The organism is Alterinioella sp. (assembly GCF_058343375.1).
In genome coordinates this window covers 1-14,995 of sequence record NZ_JBTUJH010000024.1, presented here as the reverse complement: position 1 = coordinate 14,995, position 14,995 = coordinate 1, and the positions used below count along the sequence as shown (strand labels likewise).

General features: G+C 64.5%; 14 protein-coding genes. 8 read left to right on the top strand and 6 right to left on the bottom strand.

What is annotated here, in order from left to right:
• On the top strand, positions 1 to 642 hold a 642-nt coding region (gene gshB, locus ACW8PS_RS04860), incomplete at its 5' end, for a glutathione synthase (RefSeq protein WP_491526174.1).
• Positions 643 to 649: 7 nt separating this feature from the next.
• Here the strand turns inward: gshB and ACW8PS_RS04855 are convergent.
• The 5 genes from ACW8PS_RS04855 to ACW8PS_RS04835 all read right to left on the bottom strand — a co-directional run bounded on the left by ACW8PS_RS04855 (position 650) and on the right by ACW8PS_RS04835 (position 4,487).
• The gene (locus ACW8PS_RS04855; RefSeq protein ID WP_491526173.1) at positions 650 to 2,188 is read right to left on the bottom strand and encodes a YifB family Mg chelatase-like AAA ATPase; all 1,539 of its coding nucleotides are present in this window, start codon (positions 2,186 to 2,188) and stop codon (positions 650 to 652) included.
• 45 nt (positions 2,189 to 2,233) lie between these two features.
• On the bottom strand, positions 2,234 to 2,917 hold the full coding sequence (locus ACW8PS_RS04850; RefSeq protein WP_491526172.1) for a glutathione S-transferase: 684 nt from the start codon (positions 2,915 to 2,917) through the stop codon (positions 2,234 to 2,236).
• A 58-nt stretch (positions 2,918 to 2,975) separates the two neighbouring features.
• A complete protein-coding gene (locus ACW8PS_RS04845) occupies positions 2,976 to 3,551 on the bottom strand; it encodes a histidine phosphatase family protein (protein ID WP_491526171.1) in 576 nt (191 codons plus the stop codon).
• Positions 3,548 to 4,075: a bifunctional adenosylcobinamide kinase/adenosylcobinamide-phosphate guanylyltransferase gene (cobU, locus tag ACW8PS_RS04840; RefSeq protein ID WP_491526170.1), complete on the bottom strand. Its 528-nt coding sequence runs from the start codon at positions 4,073 to 4,075 to the stop codon at positions 3,548 to 3,550. The genes ACW8PS_RS04845 and cobU overlap by 4 nt, the downstream gene beginning before the upstream one ends.
• Positions 4,076 to 4,289: 214 nt before the next feature.
• The gene (locus ACW8PS_RS04835) at positions 4,290 to 4,487 is read right to left on the bottom strand and encodes a hypothetical protein (protein WP_491526169.1); all 198 of its coding nucleotides are present in this window, start codon (positions 4,485 to 4,487) and stop codon (positions 4,290 to 4,292) included.
• A gap of 290 nt (positions 4,488 to 4,777) precedes the next feature.
• Here ACW8PS_RS04835 and coaBC point away from each other — a divergent pair, with 290 nt between their 5' ends.
• From coaBC to ACW8PS_RS04815, 4 genes are all read left to right on the top strand, one after another.
• On the top strand, positions 4,778 to 5,980 hold the full coding sequence (coaBC, locus tag ACW8PS_RS04830) for a bifunctional phosphopantothenoylcysteine decarboxylase/phosphopantothenate--cysteine ligase CoaBC (protein WP_491526168.1): 1,203 nt from the start codon (positions 4,778 to 4,780) through the stop codon (positions 5,978 to 5,980).
• Between the two features lie 77 nt (positions 5,981 to 6,057).
• On the top strand, positions 6,058 to 6,525 hold the full coding sequence (gene dut, locus ACW8PS_RS04825) for a dUTP diphosphatase (protein ID WP_491526167.1): 468 nt from the start codon (positions 6,058 to 6,060) through the stop codon (positions 6,523 to 6,525).
• Positions 6,525 to 7,577, top strand: a complete 1,053-nt coding sequence (locus ACW8PS_RS04820) for a HesA/MoeB/ThiF family protein (RefSeq protein ID WP_491526166.1) — start codon at positions 6,525 to 6,527, stop codon at positions 7,575 to 7,577. The genes dut and ACW8PS_RS04820 overlap by 1 nt, the downstream gene beginning before the upstream one ends.
• Positions 7,578 to 7,683: 106 nt before the next feature.
• Entirely contained in the window at positions 7,684 to 9,696 is a 2,013-nt protein-coding gene (locus ACW8PS_RS04815; protein WP_491526165.1) for a M3 family metallopeptidase, read from the top strand.
• Between the two features lie 24 nt (positions 9,697 to 9,720).
• Here ACW8PS_RS04815 and ACW8PS_RS04810 read toward each other — a convergent pair whose 3' ends face one another.
• A complete protein-coding gene (locus ACW8PS_RS04810; protein WP_491526164.1) occupies positions 9,721 to 10,257 on the bottom strand; it encodes an SH3 domain-containing protein in 537 nt (178 codons plus the stop codon).
• A gap of 145 nt (positions 10,258 to 10,402) precedes the next feature.
• Between ACW8PS_RS04810 and ACW8PS_RS04805 the strand changes: the two genes are divergently transcribed.
• The 3 genes from ACW8PS_RS04805 to ACW8PS_RS04795 all read left to right on the top strand — a co-directional run.
• Positions 10,403 to 11,389, top strand: a complete 987-nt coding sequence (locus ACW8PS_RS04805; RefSeq protein WP_491526163.1) for a 2-hydroxyacid dehydrogenase — start codon at positions 10,403 to 10,405, stop codon at positions 11,387 to 11,389.
• A gap of 251 nt (positions 11,390 to 11,640) precedes the next feature.
• Positions 11,641 to 12,447 (top strand): hypothetical protein, encoded by an 807-nt coding sequence (locus tag ACW8PS_RS04800; RefSeq protein ID WP_491526162.1) that lies wholly within the window; start codon positions 11,641 to 11,643, stop codon positions 12,445 to 12,447.
• Between the two features lie 377 nt (positions 12,448 to 12,824).
• On the top strand, positions 12,825 to 14,995 hold a 2,171-nt coding region (locus ACW8PS_RS04795), incomplete at its 3' end, for a GcvT family protein (RefSeq protein ID WP_491526161.1).

Here is a 14,995-nt window from a genome sequence, read left to right as displayed (position 1 = left end):
CATATCCTGGATCGCATCCACCCCGCCACGCTGGTGGTGAATGATCCGTTCTGGGTTCGCAACTACCCCGAAAAACTGCTGGTTCTGGATTTTCCAGACCTTACCCCGCCGACGACGGTGGCCCGCGATCTGGACACGCTCAAGGCCTTCAAGGCGCGCCATGGCGATATCATCCTGAAGCCGCTCTATGGCAATGGCGGGGCGGGCGTGTTTCGCCTGACGCAGGATGACCGCAACCTCAATTCGCTGCATGAGCTGTTTGCCAGCATCAATCGCGAGCCGCTGATCGCGCAGAAATTCCTGCCCGATGTGGCGGCCGGAGACAAGCGCATCATCCTGATCGATGGTGAGGCTGTCGGCGGCATCAACCGGGTGCCTGCCAAGGGCGAAACGCGGTCGAACATGCATGTCGGCGGGCGGCCCGAGAAAACCACCCTGACTGCGCGCGACCTGGAAATCTGCGCCCGCATCGGCCCGTTGCTGCGCGAAAGGGGCCAGGTTTTCGTGGGCATCGACGTGATCGGCGGCTGGCTGACCGAGATCAACCTGACCTCGCCCACCGGTATTCAGGAGCTTGAGCGCTATGACGGCGTCAATATCGCCGAAATGATCTGGACGGTGATCGAGGCGAAACGGGCCTGAGCCGCCCTCAGTTGCGCGCTGCAATCAGGCGAAAGCTGAGCGCTTCGGCGATATGGGGCATGGCCACGCCGCCCGAGCCTTCCAGATCGGCAATGGTGCGCGCCACCCGCAGGATGCGGTGATAGCCGCGCGCCGACAGGCGGAACTTCTCGGCGGCCTTCAGCAGCATGTCCCGGCCTTCGCTATTTGGCGTCGCCACCTCCTCCAGCAGCGCGCCATCGGCATCGGCATTGACGCGCGCCGTCACGCCGAGCCCGTCAAAACGTGCCGTCTGGACCGCGCGCGCGGCCTTGATCCGGGCCGCAACCGTGGCCGTGTCATCGCCCGAAGGCGGCAGATCGAGATCGGTGAAGCCGACCGGCGGCACTTCCAGCCGCAGGTCGAACCGGTCCATCAGCGGCCCCGAAATGCGGCCCAGATAATCCTCGCCACAGAGCGGGGCCCGCCCGCAAGCCTGATCGGCATCATAGAGATGGCCACAGCGACAGGGATTGGCGGCGGCAATCAGCAGGAACCGGCAGGGATAGGTCACATGCGCATTGGCGCGCGCCACCACGACATCGCCGGTTTCGATCGGTTGGCGCAGGGTTTCCAGCACCGGCCGGGCATATTCGGGAAATTCATCCAGAAACAGCACGCCATTATGGGCCAGGCTGATTTCGCCCGGTTTGGCATTGCGCCCACCGCCGACAATTGCCGCCATCGAGGCGGTGTGATGCGGCGCGCGAAACGGTCTGGCCCGTGAAATTCCGCCCTCGGTCAACAGCCCGGCCAGCGAATGGATCATCGAGGTTTCCAGCGCTTCGGGGGCCGTCAGCGGCGGCATCAATCCCGGCAATCGCGCCGCCAACATGGATTTTCCGGATCCCGGTGACCCGACCATCAGGAAATGGTGGCGCCCGGCAGCAGCTATTTCCAGCGCCCGTTTTGCGCGCTCCTGGCCGCGCACTTCGCGCAGGTCCTTGCTGGACGCTTCGGGGATCACCTCGCCGGGTTCGGCGGGCGGCAGCGGTGCGCGGTCGGTCAGATGGGCGATGATCTCGGCCAGGTTGCGACCGGCATAGACCGGCGTGGCCCCGACCCAGGCGGCTTCCGCGCCGCAGGCGGCAGGGCAAAACAGCGCCCGCCCGTCTTCGCCCGCCGCAAGCGCCGTGGGCAGGGCCCCGATGACGCCGACCAGCGCGCCGTCCAGCGACATTTCGCCCAGGCTCATCGCGGCCTCGACACGCGCGCGCGGGACCACGCCAAGTGCGCCCAGCAACGCCAGCGCGATCGGCAGATCGAAATGCGAGCCGATCTTGGGCAGGTCGGCCGGCGACAGGTTGATCGTCACCCGTTTTGACGGCAGCGCGATGGCCATGGTGCTGAGCGCCGTGCGCACCCGGTCACGCGCCTCGGAAACTGCCTTGTCGGGCAGGCCGACGATGGAAAAGGCGGGCAGGCCGGGGGTGATTGCGCATTGCACCTCGACCCGGCGCGCCTCCAGCCCTTCGAACGCGACGGTTGAGGTGCGGGCAAGGCTTTCGGGGCGCGGAGCATCAAGCATGGTTAACGCCTAGCGCGGCCAGGTTAGCGAAAGGTTAATCGCGGCTCAGGAAAGCGCAAATTCCCGGCGCGGCAGGCCCATGTCATTGCTGGGTTGATCGGGGCCTTCCGCCAGCCCCGCGGCGCGCCATTCCACGAACCGGGGATGCGCCAGGTGGCGGCCGATATAGGCGCGCGCCATGTCGGAGACCGGCAAGCCATAGGTCACGACCCTGGTGGCCAGCGGCGCAAAGAACACATCGGCCAATGAATAGCCCCCACATAGCCACGGCCCGCCATGCGCCGCAAAGGCCCGCGCCCACAATGTCTCGACCCGCGCCAGATCGGCCAGAACCGCCGCGCCGGGCTGAAACCCGGCCCAGCCGGTGCGCAGGTTCATCGGGCAATCATTGCGCAGGGCTGAAAACCCGGAATGCATTTCGGCCATCAGGCTTTGCGCATCGGCGCGGGCCACGGGGTCGGACGGCAACAGGCCACGATCCGGGAAGGCCTCGGTCAGGTGCCAGGCAATGGCGAGGCTGTCGCTCAGAAGCCCGCCCTCGGGTGTTTGCACCAGTGGAACCGTGCGGACCGGCGCGGCGGTGAACGCCGCCAGGTCGCGGGCGAAATCATCGCAATACATGCGGGTCGATGTCACCTCACAGGGGATGTCGAAGGCGGAAAAGGACAGCCAGCCGCGCAACGACCAGCTTGAAGAGGATTTATCGGCGATCAGCAAGCGGTAACTCATGGTGTCATCCAAGCGTGAATGCGCCCCCCTGTCCAATGCAAATGCGTGGCAGCGCCGATCACGGAATATGATTGATCACGCCCACCCGCCAGCCGCCATCATGGATCAGCCGCGTCACCGACAGGTTGCCGATCTCATGCGCCAGCGCGGCATGGGCGGTGCCGCCCGCCGCCCGCTGGATCTGGGTCAGGATCACCCCGCTATGGGCCACCGCGATGATATGGTCGGCCGGGTGGCTGGCATTCACCCGATCGACAAATTCCGCCACCCGCGCCGCGACATCATTCCAGCTTTCGCCGCCCGGGGCCGCGACATCGCCGGGGTCTTCCCAATAGCGGCGGCTCAGATCCGGATGCGTCCGGGCGATGTCGTCAAAGCGTTGCCCGTCCCAATCGCCGAAATCGAATTCCCGGATCCTTGCGTCATGCGGCAGGCGGGCGCGGCCCGGCCCCAGCATATCCGCCGTGGCAACGGAGCGGATCAGGTCGGAGGAGACCAGCAGCGCGGGTTTGGGCAGATGCGCGTCCAGCCGGGAAATCTGCGCGCGATCAGACAGGTCCGCGGGCACGTCGCGCCACCCGACAAAGGCTTTCTCATGCGTCGGTCCGTGGCGCACCCAATGCCAGACGGTCATGGCGCTTCGCCTTTCAGCACCATGGGCAAACCGGCCATCACCACCGCCACAAACTGGGCCTGGCCCGCCAGTTGCTGATTCAGCTCGCCCTGCGCGTCGCGAAATCTGCGCGCCAGTTGATTGTCGGGCACGATGCCCTGACCGGTTTCATTGCTGACCACGACCACCGGGGCCGGGCAGGCGGCCAGCGCTGCGATCAGGGCGGTTGCCTCTTCCTGCCAATCGCGGCCCGCCAGCATCACATTGCTCAGCCAAAGCGTGGCGCAATCCAGCAACACGACCTCGCCCGCGCCGATTTCCGCCAGCGCGCCCGCCAGATCCAGAGGGGCCTCGATCGTGCGCCAGCCATCGCCGGCGCGCGCCGCCTTGTGGGCCGCGATCCTGGCCTGCATTTCCGCGTCGAAGCCTTGCGCCGTGGCGATATAGACCCGGCTGCCGGGCGCGGCGCGCAGCAAGGCCTCGCCATAGGATGATTTGCCGGATGCGGCACCGCCCAGAATCAGGGAAAGCGCGGCAAGGGCCATGGCAGCCTCCATAGTTCCGAAACCCCGGTCCGCCCTGTCGCGGGGAAGCCCGGTCAGATCACATTCAGAAGGGGCTTATGGCATTCGCTTTTCAAGCTGACCAGCCTCTTTGCCGCCGCGCCCCGGATCGCGCGCGCCGCGTTGATGAAGGCACTGGTGCCGAAAGGCACATGCCCCCATTTTGCCGGTGGCTGCGCCGACCAGGGCGTGAGGGTCAGGTTTTCTTCTGCATCTGCGAACGATATACTGCCTGCGGATCGAGCGCGAGCTGTAGCTCTTCGTTCGTTATTTGCCGCCGCTCGACGCTCTTCGTGGGCAAGATCTTCGAACCATCTTTGTTGAAGGGCCGTCCGACCCCGACGTAGTGCGGCTGGAAAGGCGTCTCCTGTGCGGTCCCTATACGAACTTTCATAGTCTTGGTCCCCTTTAGTCCAATCGTTTTCGGTGCTGGTCTGCTGTGCTTGCCCTATCACAATTTCGGTGCCCTTTGGCAAAATACGCGGACCGGTGTTTCCGCGCTGGATCTTCCGGATGCTTTCCTGGAAGAAATCTACGATGGCCTTGGCCTGCCCGATTGTCGACCCCGCGCCCCCCTGTGCCGGGTTCCGCCAGGATCAGGCCGGCAAACCCACGCTTAGGGGGCCATTTCGATTGAGTTCGCGCCGGCAAGCGCTTAACTCTTGGCCAACGTGAGGGGGCAACATGCTGTCGGACAAGCGCATTCTACTGATCATCGGCGGTGGCATCGCGGGTTTCAAATCGCTCGACCTGATCCGGCGACTGCGCGATCAGGGTGCCGCCGTGACCCCGGTGCTGACCCGTGCGGCGGAGGAATTCGTGACGCCGCTATCGGCCTCGGCGCTGGCCGCCGAAAAGGTCTATCGCGATCTCTTTGATCTGACCGATGAGGCCGAGATGGGCCATATCGAGCTGAGCCGCGCCGCCGATCTGGTGCTGGTCGCACCCGCCACCGCCGATCTGATGGCCAAGATGGCGGCGGGGCTGGCCAATGATCTGGCCTCGACGCTGCTGATGGCCACCGACAAACAGGTGCTGATCGCGCCGGCGATGAATGTGCGGATGTGGGAACATGCCGCCACGCAGCGCAATCTGGCCACGCTGCAAGGCGATGGCGTGCTGGTCGTGGGCCCCGATGAGGGCGCGATGGCCTGCGGTGAGTTCGGCCCCGGCCGGATGGCCGAAGTGGGCGCGATTGTCGAGGCCGCGCGGGCCGCGCTGAGCGATGGGCCGCTTGCCGGCAAACATGTTCTGGTCACCTCCGGCCCGACCCATGAGCCGATTGACCCGGTGCGCTATATCGCCAACCGATCCTCGGGCGCGCAAGGGGCGGCGCTGGCAGCAGCACTCCGCGATCTGGGCGCGCGGGTCAGCTTTGTCACCGGCCCGGCAGCCGTGCCGCCGCCTGCCGGGGTCGAGGTCACCCGGGTGCAAACCGCGCGCCAGATGCTGACGGCCACCCAAGGAGCGCTGCCTGCCGATGCCGCCATCTTTGCCGCCGCAGTTGCCGATTGGCATGTCGCCAATGCGACCGACCGCAAGATCAAAAAGGCTGAGGGCGGCGGGTTTGCGGCGCTGGAATTTGCGGAAAATCCCGACATTCTGAAAACCGTGGCGCAAATGGGCGCGGGGCGGCCGGGCCTTGTGGTGGGTTTTGCCGCCGAAACCGATGACGTGACGGCCAACGCCACCGCCAAACGCATCCGCAAGGGCTGTGACTGGATCATCGCCAATGATGTCTCGCCGGAAACCGGCATCATGGGCGGGGCGGAAAACATGGTCAGTATCATTACCGCCGACGGGGTCGAGGATTGGCCGCGTCTGAGCAAGGCGGAAACCGCCCGCAGGCTGGCGCGCCGGATCGCGGATGCGCTTGGCGGTGGTTGATGGGATGCCGGTGTTCGAAGTTGATCAGTGGTGCAGCGTTGGATTTTGAGTATTTTGGCAAAGAAGAAGGAGGGGCGATGCGCCTGAGCGTCAAGGTGGTGCGAGAGGCTTGGGCCGATCCGGAGATCGCGTTGCCATGCTATGCGACGGCGGGCGCTGCGGGGGCTGATCTGCGGGCAAATTTCGCCGTGGCAGAGCGCGGCGCGGGCCTGGTATTGGCCCCGATGGATCGTCGCATCATCCCCACCGGGCTGCGGGTCGAGATCCCTGCCGGGTTCGAGATGCAGATCCGGCCGCGATCCGGGCTGGCGCTGAAACACGGTCTGTCACTGCCCAATACGCCCGGCACGATCGACAGTGATTATCGCGGGCCGTTGGGTGTTTTGCTGATCAATCTGGGGCAGGAGCCTGCACATATCACGCATGGCACCCGCATCGCGCAGGCCGTTATCGCGCCCGTGGTTCAGGCCGAATTTTCGCTGGCTGAGGTTTTGTCTGACACGGATCGGGGCGCGGGCGGCTTTGGTTCCACCGGGGCGGGCTGATGGGGTTGGTTCTGGTCATGGCGGGCGCGATCTGGGGGCTGGGATGGGCCATGAAAGTCCCAACCCGGGTCCGGCTGATCCTGTTGGGGCTGCTGTTTCTGGCGGTGATCGCCATTCAGCTGGTGCTGCCTGACGGGCACCCGTTGCGCGATGCCACCGGTGGATCTGCGGGTTCCTGGCTGATGCTGGCCGGGCTGGCGGCGCTGGTGCTGTTCTATCGTCAGGGGTTGCGGATGTTGCGCGCCCGGGCTGACCAGGCCGAGGCGGCGCGCCAGGCCGAGGTGCCGTCCTCCGCAACCAGCCCGTTTTCAGAAGGAGAGCTGGAGCGCTATGCCCGCCACATCACCCTGCGGGAGATCGGCGGCACCGGTCAGCGCAAACTGAAAGCGGCCAAGGTGCTGGTGGTGGGCGCGGGCGGGCTTGGATCACCGGCGCTGCTCTATCTCGCCGCCGCGGGTGTGGGCAGGATCGGCATCATCGACCATGATGACGTTGATCTCAGCAATCTGCAGCGCCAGATTATCCATACCGACGCGGCGCAAGGCATGGCCAAGGTGTTTTCGGCGCAGGAGCGAATGGAGGCGCTGAACCCGCATATCGATATTCGGCCCTATCACCGCGAACTGACCGCCGAAATAGCGCCGGAGCTGTTCGGTGCGTATGACCTTATCCTCGATGGCACCGACAGTTTCGCCACCCGCGACCTGATCAACCGGGTTGCATATGCCGTGGAAACGCCGGTCGTGTCAGGGGCCATTTCGGCCTGGGAAGGGCAGGTGACCCTGTTCGATCCGGCCCATGGCGCGCCCTGCATGGCCTGCATCTTTCCGCAAGCCCCCGGGCCGGGCCAGGCCGCCACCTGTTCGCAAACCGGCGTCATCGGCGCGTTGCCGGGCATCATCGGGTCGCTGATGGCGGCAGAGGCGATCAAACATATCACCGGAGCGGGCGAGGGGTTGCGGGGTCGGATGCTGATCTTTGACGCGCTTTATGCCGACACCCGGATTATCGCGGTCAAGCGAAACCCCGATTGCGCGGTCTGTGGCGGCTAGAGCCCTCTTGCCCTGCCGCCGCGCTGGCCCTGTCCGCGTTTGGCCCGACCGCCGCCCTCGCACCCGCCACCATGCCTGCCTATCTTGCGAGCCAAAGGAGACATCCATGACCAACCCGCTGCTGCAAGACTGGACCACACCCTTCGGCTTGCCCCCGTTCGAGGCCATCGAGGATGCGCATTTCGCTCCGGCGCTGGAGGCTGCCATCGATCAGTCCCGCGCGGCAATGCTGGCCATCGCCGACAGCCCCGAACCGCCCACATTCGCCAATACGATCGAAGCGCTGGAACGCGCCGATCATCTGCTCGACCGCGTCGCAGGCGTGTTTTTCAACCTTGCCGGTGCCGATGCCAACCCGACCCGCGAGGCGCTGCAGCGCGACATGGCCCCGAAATTGTCGGCGCTGTCCTCCGAGATCACCAATAATCAGGCGCTCTGGGGCCGCATAAGCACGCTTTGGCAGACCCGCGACAGCCTTGGCCTGAGCGATGAACAGGCCCGGGTTCTGATGTTGACACATCGCTCCTTCATCCGCGCCGGGGCCGCCTTGGACGCTGCCGACCGGGACCGCCTGACCGAAATCAAGGCGCGGCTCGCGGTTCTGGGCACCAGTTTCATGCAGAACCTGCTGGCCGAGGAACGCGGCTGGTTCATGGACCTGGCTGAGGCGGATCTGCAAGGCTTGCCCGATTTTGTCATCGACGCTGCCCGGGCCGCAGGCCGCGAAAAGGGCGCGAAAGGCCCGGTGGTAACCCTGTCGCGCTCGCTGATCGTGCCGTTCTTGCAGTTCTCGCCGCGCCGTGATCTGCGCGAAAAGGCGCAAAAGGCCTGGAGTCTGCGCGGGGCCAATGGCGGCGACACCGATAACCGGGCGATTGCGGCCGAAACTCTGGCGCTGAGGCAGGAACGCGCCGCACTTCTGGGCTATGACAGCTTTGCCGCCTACAAGCTGGAAACCGAAATGGCCGCAACTCCCGCCAATGTGCGCGATCTGCTGATGCAGGTCTGGGAACCGGCCCGGGCGCAGGCCGAAACCGATGCCGCCACCCTGACCGCGATGATGCGGGCCGATGGGGTCAACGGCGATCTGGCACCCTGGGATTGGCGCTATTATTCCGAAAAACGCCGCCGCGCCGAACATGATCTCGATGAGGCGGCGCTGAAACCCTATTTTCAGCTCGACCGGATGATCGAGGCCGCTTTCGATTGCGCCCATCGCCTGTTCGGGCTGGAATTTACCCCGCTTGACGCGCCGATGTATCACCCGGATGTCCGCGCCTGGGAGGTAACCCGGAACGGGCGTCACATGGCGGTTTTTCTGGGCGATTACTTCGCCCGCGGATCGAAACGCTCGGGCGCGTGGTGTTCGGCGATGCGCAGCCAGTCAAAGCTGGACGGTGAGATCCGGCCCATCGTGGTCAATGTCTGCAATTTCGCCAAAGGCGATCCGGCGCTGCTCTCCTATGACGACGCCCGCACCCTGTTTCATGAATTTGGCCACGCGCTGCATCAGATGCTGTCGGATGTCACCTATGGCTCGATCTCGGGCACTTCCGTGGCGCGCGATTTCGTGGAATTGCCAAGCCAGTTGTTTGAGCATTGGCTGGACCTGCCGCAGGTGCTGGAAAAACACGCGCTGCATGCTGAAACCGGCCAGCCGATGCCGCCCGATCTGCTCAAACGCCTATTGGCGGCGCAGACCTATGACATGGGGTTTCAGACGGTGGAATATATCGCCTCGGCGCTGGTCGATCTGGATTTCCATGATGGCCCGGCCCCGGCCGACCCGATGGCGGCCCAGGCGCGCACACTGGCCCGCATCAAGATGCCCGCCGCGATCGCCATGCGCCACGCCACACCGCAATTCGCGCATGTCTTTGCCGGCGACGGCTATTCCTCGGGCTATTACAGCTACATGTGGTCCGAGGTGATGGATGCGGATGCGTTTCAGGCCTTTGAGGAAACCGGCGATCCGTTCGATGCGGAAACCGCTAAAAAGCTGGAGACATTCATCCTGTCGGCCGGTGGCAGTCAGGAGGCCGATGCGCTTTACACCGCGTTTCGTGGCCGGATGCCGGGGGTGGAGGCGCTGTTGAAAGGGCGCGGGCTGGCGGCATAGATCTTTGCCCCGGATAGGGCGCTGTCAGTCAAAATCGACGCCGGGCTCGACGCCCCATATCGTGTCGTCACGGACCCATCCGCTGCGGCCACCGACCTCCAGCAGGCACCAGCTATCGGCGCATTCCTCGACAAAGGCGACAACGCCCAATTCGGCCTGTGCGCGCACCGGTGCCTCGGGGTCGGGGCGGGCGCGCAATTCCAGCATGTCAACCTCCACAATGGCCGTGCGCACGCCCGACAGCATCGCATAATGCATCCAGCCGCCGGCCCCGTCGCGGTCGACCACCCGGCGCCAATGGCCATATTCGGCGACGATCTGAATCGGCATGTTGCGGCGCTGAAACACCCAGTCGATGCGGTGGCTGCGCGACGGCCCGCGCCGGGCAAAGGCCTCGGCCGCCTTGATCGACACAAAGCGGGGAATGGGAAGCCCGGTCACCGGGCCGATATCGGAATCCTCGGCCGATGGGTTCGGCCGCTGCGCCGGCGTGCCCCCCGCGCCGCCGGCACCCAGAGAAAGGGCCAAAGCCAGAACGACGCCCGTCCAGATGCGTTTCATGGTCAAACTTGCCTGCTCGTTGGGCCCGATTATTAGGGGCCTCATGGGTGTTTTTTTCGCTGTTTGCGCGCTCTGCCTTGCGCGCCCAACCTGGATAAGAGAATGTCATGGAAAGGCTTGCAAAGCCAGTAAGGGGATATGTGCCATGCCAGGTCAGAAGCTGAGTGTTGTCGTAACGCGACGGTTGCCCGAAGCCGTCGAAACACGGATGTCGGAACTGTTTGATGTCGAATTGCGCGACGTCGATACCCAGATGAGCCGCGAGGACCTGGTGGCGGCCATGCGTCGGACCGATATTCTGGTGCCCTGCGTGACCGATACAATCGACGCCGGGCTGCTTGGGCAGGCGGGTGAAAAACTGAAACTGATCGCCAATTATGGCGCGGGGGTTGATCATATCGACGTGCACACGGCGCGTCAGCGCGGCATTCTGGTCTCCAATACGCCCGGCGTGGTGACCGAAGATACCGCCGATATGACCCTGGCGCTGATCCTGGCCGTGACCCGCCGTATCCCCGAAGGTCTGGCCACCATGCAGGCCGGCAAATGGAAAGGCTGGGCGCCGACGGCCTTCATGGGCGGGCGCATCGGCGGCAAGCGGCTTGGAATACTGGGTATGGGCCGGATCGGGCAGGCGGTGGCGCGCCGCGCCGCCGTGTTCGGCATGCAGGTCCATTACCACAACCGCCGCCGTCTGCATGAGGATATCGAGGCCGAACTGGAAGCGACCTATTGGGAGAGTCTCGACCAGATGATTGCGCGGGTCGATATCTTGTCGATCAACTGCCCGCACACGCCTTCGACCTTCCATCTGATGAATGCGCGGCGGCTGAAACTGATGAAACCCTCCGCCGTCATCGTGAACACTTCGCGCGGGGAGGTGATCGACGAAAACGCGCTGACGCGGATGCTGCGCACAGGTGGGATTTCCGGTGCGGGTCTGGATGTGTTCGAACATGGCAAGGATGTGAACCCGCGCCTGCGCGAGCTGAGCAATGTGGTGCTGCTGCCGCATATGGGGTCTGCCACGGTGGAAGGAAGGGTCGAGATGGGTGAGAAAGTTCTGATCAATATCAAGACCTTCGCAGATGGTCACCGGCCGCCCGATCTGGTCGTGCCGAGCATGTTGTGAGCCGCCCGGGAGATACCGAAAGGTCGGAGTCTGCGCGACAGGCCGCTTCAGTGGAGGAGGTCTCACGCCCCTTGTTGCGCCCGGAACGTGGTGGCGGGGGCGGCGGGCGCGACGGTGGCAAAGGTGGGGGGCGCGGCGGGGCAGGGCGCGCGTTACCGGCCAAACGGTCTGCGCTATGGGCCTTGCTGTTCGTCTTGGCCGGACCCCTGGCGCTTATCATTGGACTGCTGGAACTGTCGGGGAACGGTGGATTGAACCCTGCGTTGCCACCCGCCGTTGCGGCAGCAGAGGAAATCGCGTTGGTCACTGCCGGGGTGTATGTGTCCTTGCGCGCGATCAATGCGGTGCTGTCAACAGTGCAGGAAGCGGAGATCGGCGCCTCCATCGGAGTGCAGGTATCGTTGCAACCGTGGAAAGTGCTGGAGCCGGTGGACGACACGGTGGAACGGGTGGCGACCGTGGTGTTCGCCGTCGCTGCGGGCGCGGCGTTGGCGGTTGTCGGGCTGGAGCCGGTGGCGGCAATCGGGCTGGTTGTGCTGGGCATCGGCCTGTTCGGCTTTGGGGCCGCGCGGCTTGCGGGCCATGGCTCGGGTGCAGCGGCAAGCCTGCGGGCCGTGCGATTGGGCGCGGCGTTGGGGCTGGTGTTGCCATTGGTGTTTGCGGGTGGTGTGTGGCTGGGCGAGCGCGCAACCGCGCCGCAATGGGACGCGGCAATGGCGCGGCTGGAGGCGGTCACCGCTGAGGCGCAGGTGCTGATCGGCGGTGGTGGGGAAGAGGTGCTGGCGGGTGCGGGGGATGAGCCCACGGGGGTGTTGTCGGGTTTCCGGGCGACTGTGAGTGGGGTGGTGGACGGTGTGAGTGGGGTGTGGGACGGTATCGTCAACACGCGGGACGTGGCGCAGAACTATATCGCGGCGGCCTCTGTGTTCACCGCGCAGGCGGATGCGCTGTTTGGTGCCACGTTGACGATTATCGGGATATTTGTGCTGCGCACGTTGGTGTTGCCTTTGGTGTTGCTGTGGTCGGTGATGGCGGTGTTGCGCAAATCCGTGGGGTAGATGGTGTGGCCGCCAGGGCGGAGGAGCACGTGATTTGCGGGACGTGTGACCGTGGGGTTTCCGCAACAATCCCGGCCTGCATGGTCGGGAATTGTTGCGCCGGATCATGTTGTGCCCCCCACTCGATATCCCTGCCGGAGCGCTGCTGGTCTTGAGGTGAAACTCCGGCATTCCCCGGTGCCATTCCAGCGCAGGCAGCCAGAAGATCCAGGGTGCCCATCGGTTTGGGAAACAGCTGTGACGCCTGCCAGAAGTGGGGACGGGCGGTCCAGCGTCGGTTTTGAGTGCAATCGCGTCGGGTGCGCCATGGGCGTGGGATGAGTTTGGGCCGTAAACCATGGGTCAAGGATCAGCCCTCAAGCCGGAGCGTCGCGCCCATGAAGACCAATGTGAAAGCCCTTGTTATTGGCGGCGGTGCCGTCGGAACCTCGATTGCCTATCATCTGGCCCGCGCCGGTTGGGACGATGTGATGCTGCTGGAACGCGACGAGCTGACCTCCGGCTCGACCTGGCACGCGGCGGGGCTGTTGCCGCTTTTCAACATGTCCTTTGCCGCCACCCATATCCACCAGTATTCGGTCGAGTTCTACAAACAGCTGGAGGCGGAAACCGGTCTGAATGCGGGCTTTGCCGTGGTCGGAAACCTGCGCATGGCGCAAACGCAGGCGCGGATGGATGAATATATGCTCTACGCCTCGACCGCCGAAACTTGCGGCGTGCCCTATCAGTGGCTGACGCCCGATGAGATCAAGGCCCGCTGGCCGCTGATCGAAACATCGGATCTGAAGGGCGCAATCTATCACCAGACCGATGGCTATATTAACCCCGCTGACATGACCCAGGCGATGGCCAAGGGGGCCCGCCAGCGCGGCGTGATGATCGAGCGTAAATGGCAGGCAGATGCCTTTCACTGGACCGGGACCGCCTGGGAGGTCACCTGCACGAAGATGGTGGAGAAGGGTGGCAATCTGGTGGCGTCGGATGAACAGGTCGTGATCACCGCCGAACATGTCGTCACCGCCTCGGGCAACCACGCGCAGCGGACCGCAAAAATGCTCGGCATCAAGATCCCGGCGATTCCGGTCGAGCATCAGTTCATCGTTCTGGACAAGGATCCCGAACTGCTGAAATACCGGGCCGCGGGCGGGGCCGAGCACCCGGTTGTCCGCGACGCCGATGCGCAATCTTACGTGCGCGAGGAACGCGGCGGCTGGATCCTGGGGGTCTATGAAAAGGGGGCCCCGGCCTGTTTTGAATTCGGCGTGCCCGATAGCTTCCGCGCCGATCTCTTTCCGCTCGATCTGGAGCGCATCGAAGAGCAATATATGGCGATGATTCACCGGGTGCCGTCTTGCGGGCAAAGCGGGTTGAAGGATGATTTCAACGGCCCGATCTGCTACACCCCTGATGGCAACCCGTTGCTCGGCCCGGCACCGGGCCTGCGCAATATGTGGCTGGCCGAAGGGTTCAGCTTTGGCATCACGGCCGCAGGCGGCACCGGCTATTACCTGGCCCAGATGATGGTCGATGGCGAGGCCGAGATCGACATGGCCTCGCTTGACCCCAAACGCTATTCGCAGAGCTGGATGACCACCGAATTTGCCGCCCGCAAGAACGAGGAATGCTACGACCACGTCTATGTCCTGCATCACCCCGATGAAGAACGCCCGGCCTGCCGCCCGTTGCGCACGTCCCCGGCCTATGACCGGCAGGCCGCACGCGGGGCGCAGTTCGGCTGGGTCAATGGCTGGGAACGCCCGAATTATTTCGGACCGCGCGATGCGCCCGATAATTTCGACCATGACGCGCGGTCCTTTCGCCGGGGCGGCTGGTGGCAATATGCGGTCGAGGAGGCCAAGGCGATCCGCGAAGGGGTCGGGCTGATCGACGCCACTGCCTTTTCCAAACATGTGGTCAAGGGCCCCGGCGCGACGGAGTTCCTGGACTGGTTCACCTGCAACACACTGCCGAAAGTGGGTCGCATCAACCTGACCTATGCCTTGACCGCGCATGGCACGACGCGCACCGAATATACCATCCTGCGCAATGGCGAGGATGACTATTACCTCGTGTCCGCCGGGGCCTGGGCCGAATATGATTCCGATTTTCTGCGCAAGGCGGCCGCCGACAAGGCGGGCGAATTCGGCTATATCGAGATCCAGGATGTCACGACCGCGTGGGGTGTTTTCGCCATCGCAGGCCCGAAATCCCGCGATGTTCTGAAAGATGTCATCAAGGATGCCGACCCGGAAACCGCCCTCTCGAACAAGCGGTTTCCCTGGTTGACCGCGCGCAGGATCGAACTTGGCATGTGCCCGGTCAACGCCATCCGGGTGGCCTATACCGGCGAATTGGGCTGGGAACTGCACCACCCGATCGAGATGCAGACCTATCTCTTTGACCTGCTGGAAAAAGCTGGCGAGAAACACGGGCTGAAGCTGGTCGGGGCGCGGGCGCAAAACTGGCTGCGGCAGGAAAAATCCTATCGCGCCTTCGGCACCGAACTTGGCCGCGACGCGACGCCGCTGGAGGCCGATCTGACGCGGTT

Bases quoted from the DNA above. Each gene is read 5' to 3' on its own strand.
- ACW8PS_RS04855 (WP_491526173.1), bottom strand. From the start codon at position 2,188: ATGCTTGATGCTCCGCGCCCCGAAAGCCTTGCCCGCACCTCAACCGTC.
- ACW8PS_RS04850 (WP_491526172.1), bottom strand. From the start codon at position 2,917: ATGAGTTACCGCTTGCTGATCGCCGATAAATCCTCTTCAAGCTGGTCG.
- ACW8PS_RS04845 (WP_491526171.1), bottom strand. From the start codon at position 3,551: ATGACCGTCTGGCATTGGGTGCGCCACGGACCGACGCATGAGAAAGCC.
- cobU (WP_491526170.1), bottom strand. From the start codon at position 4,075: ATGGCCCTTGCCGCGCTTTCCCTGATTCTGGGCGGTGCCGCATCCGGC.
- ACW8PS_RS04835 (WP_491526169.1), bottom strand. From the start codon at position 4,487: ATGAAAGTTCGTATAGGGACCGCACAGGAGACGCCTTTCCAGCCGCAC.
- coaBC (WP_491526168.1), top strand. From the start codon at position 4,778: ATGCTGTCGGACAAGCGCATTCTACTGATCATCGGCGGTGGCATCGCG.
- dut (WP_491526167.1), top strand. From the start codon at position 6,058: ATGCGCCTGAGCGTCAAGGTGGTGCGAGAGGCTTGGGCCGATCCGGAG.
- ACW8PS_RS04820 (WP_491526166.1), top strand. From the start codon at position 6,525: ATGGGGTTGGTTCTGGTCATGGCGGGCGCGATCTGGGGGCTGGGATGG.
- ACW8PS_RS04815 (WP_491526165.1), top strand. From the start codon at position 7,684: ATGACCAACCCGCTGCTGCAAGACTGGACCACACCCTTCGGCTTGCCC.
- ACW8PS_RS04810 (WP_491526164.1), bottom strand. From the start codon at position 10,257: ATGAAACGCATCTGGACGGGCGTCGTTCTGGCTTTGGCCCTTTCTCTG.
- ACW8PS_RS04805 (WP_491526163.1), top strand. From the start codon at position 10,403: ATGCCAGGTCAGAAGCTGAGTGTTGTCGTAACGCGACGGTTGCCCGAA.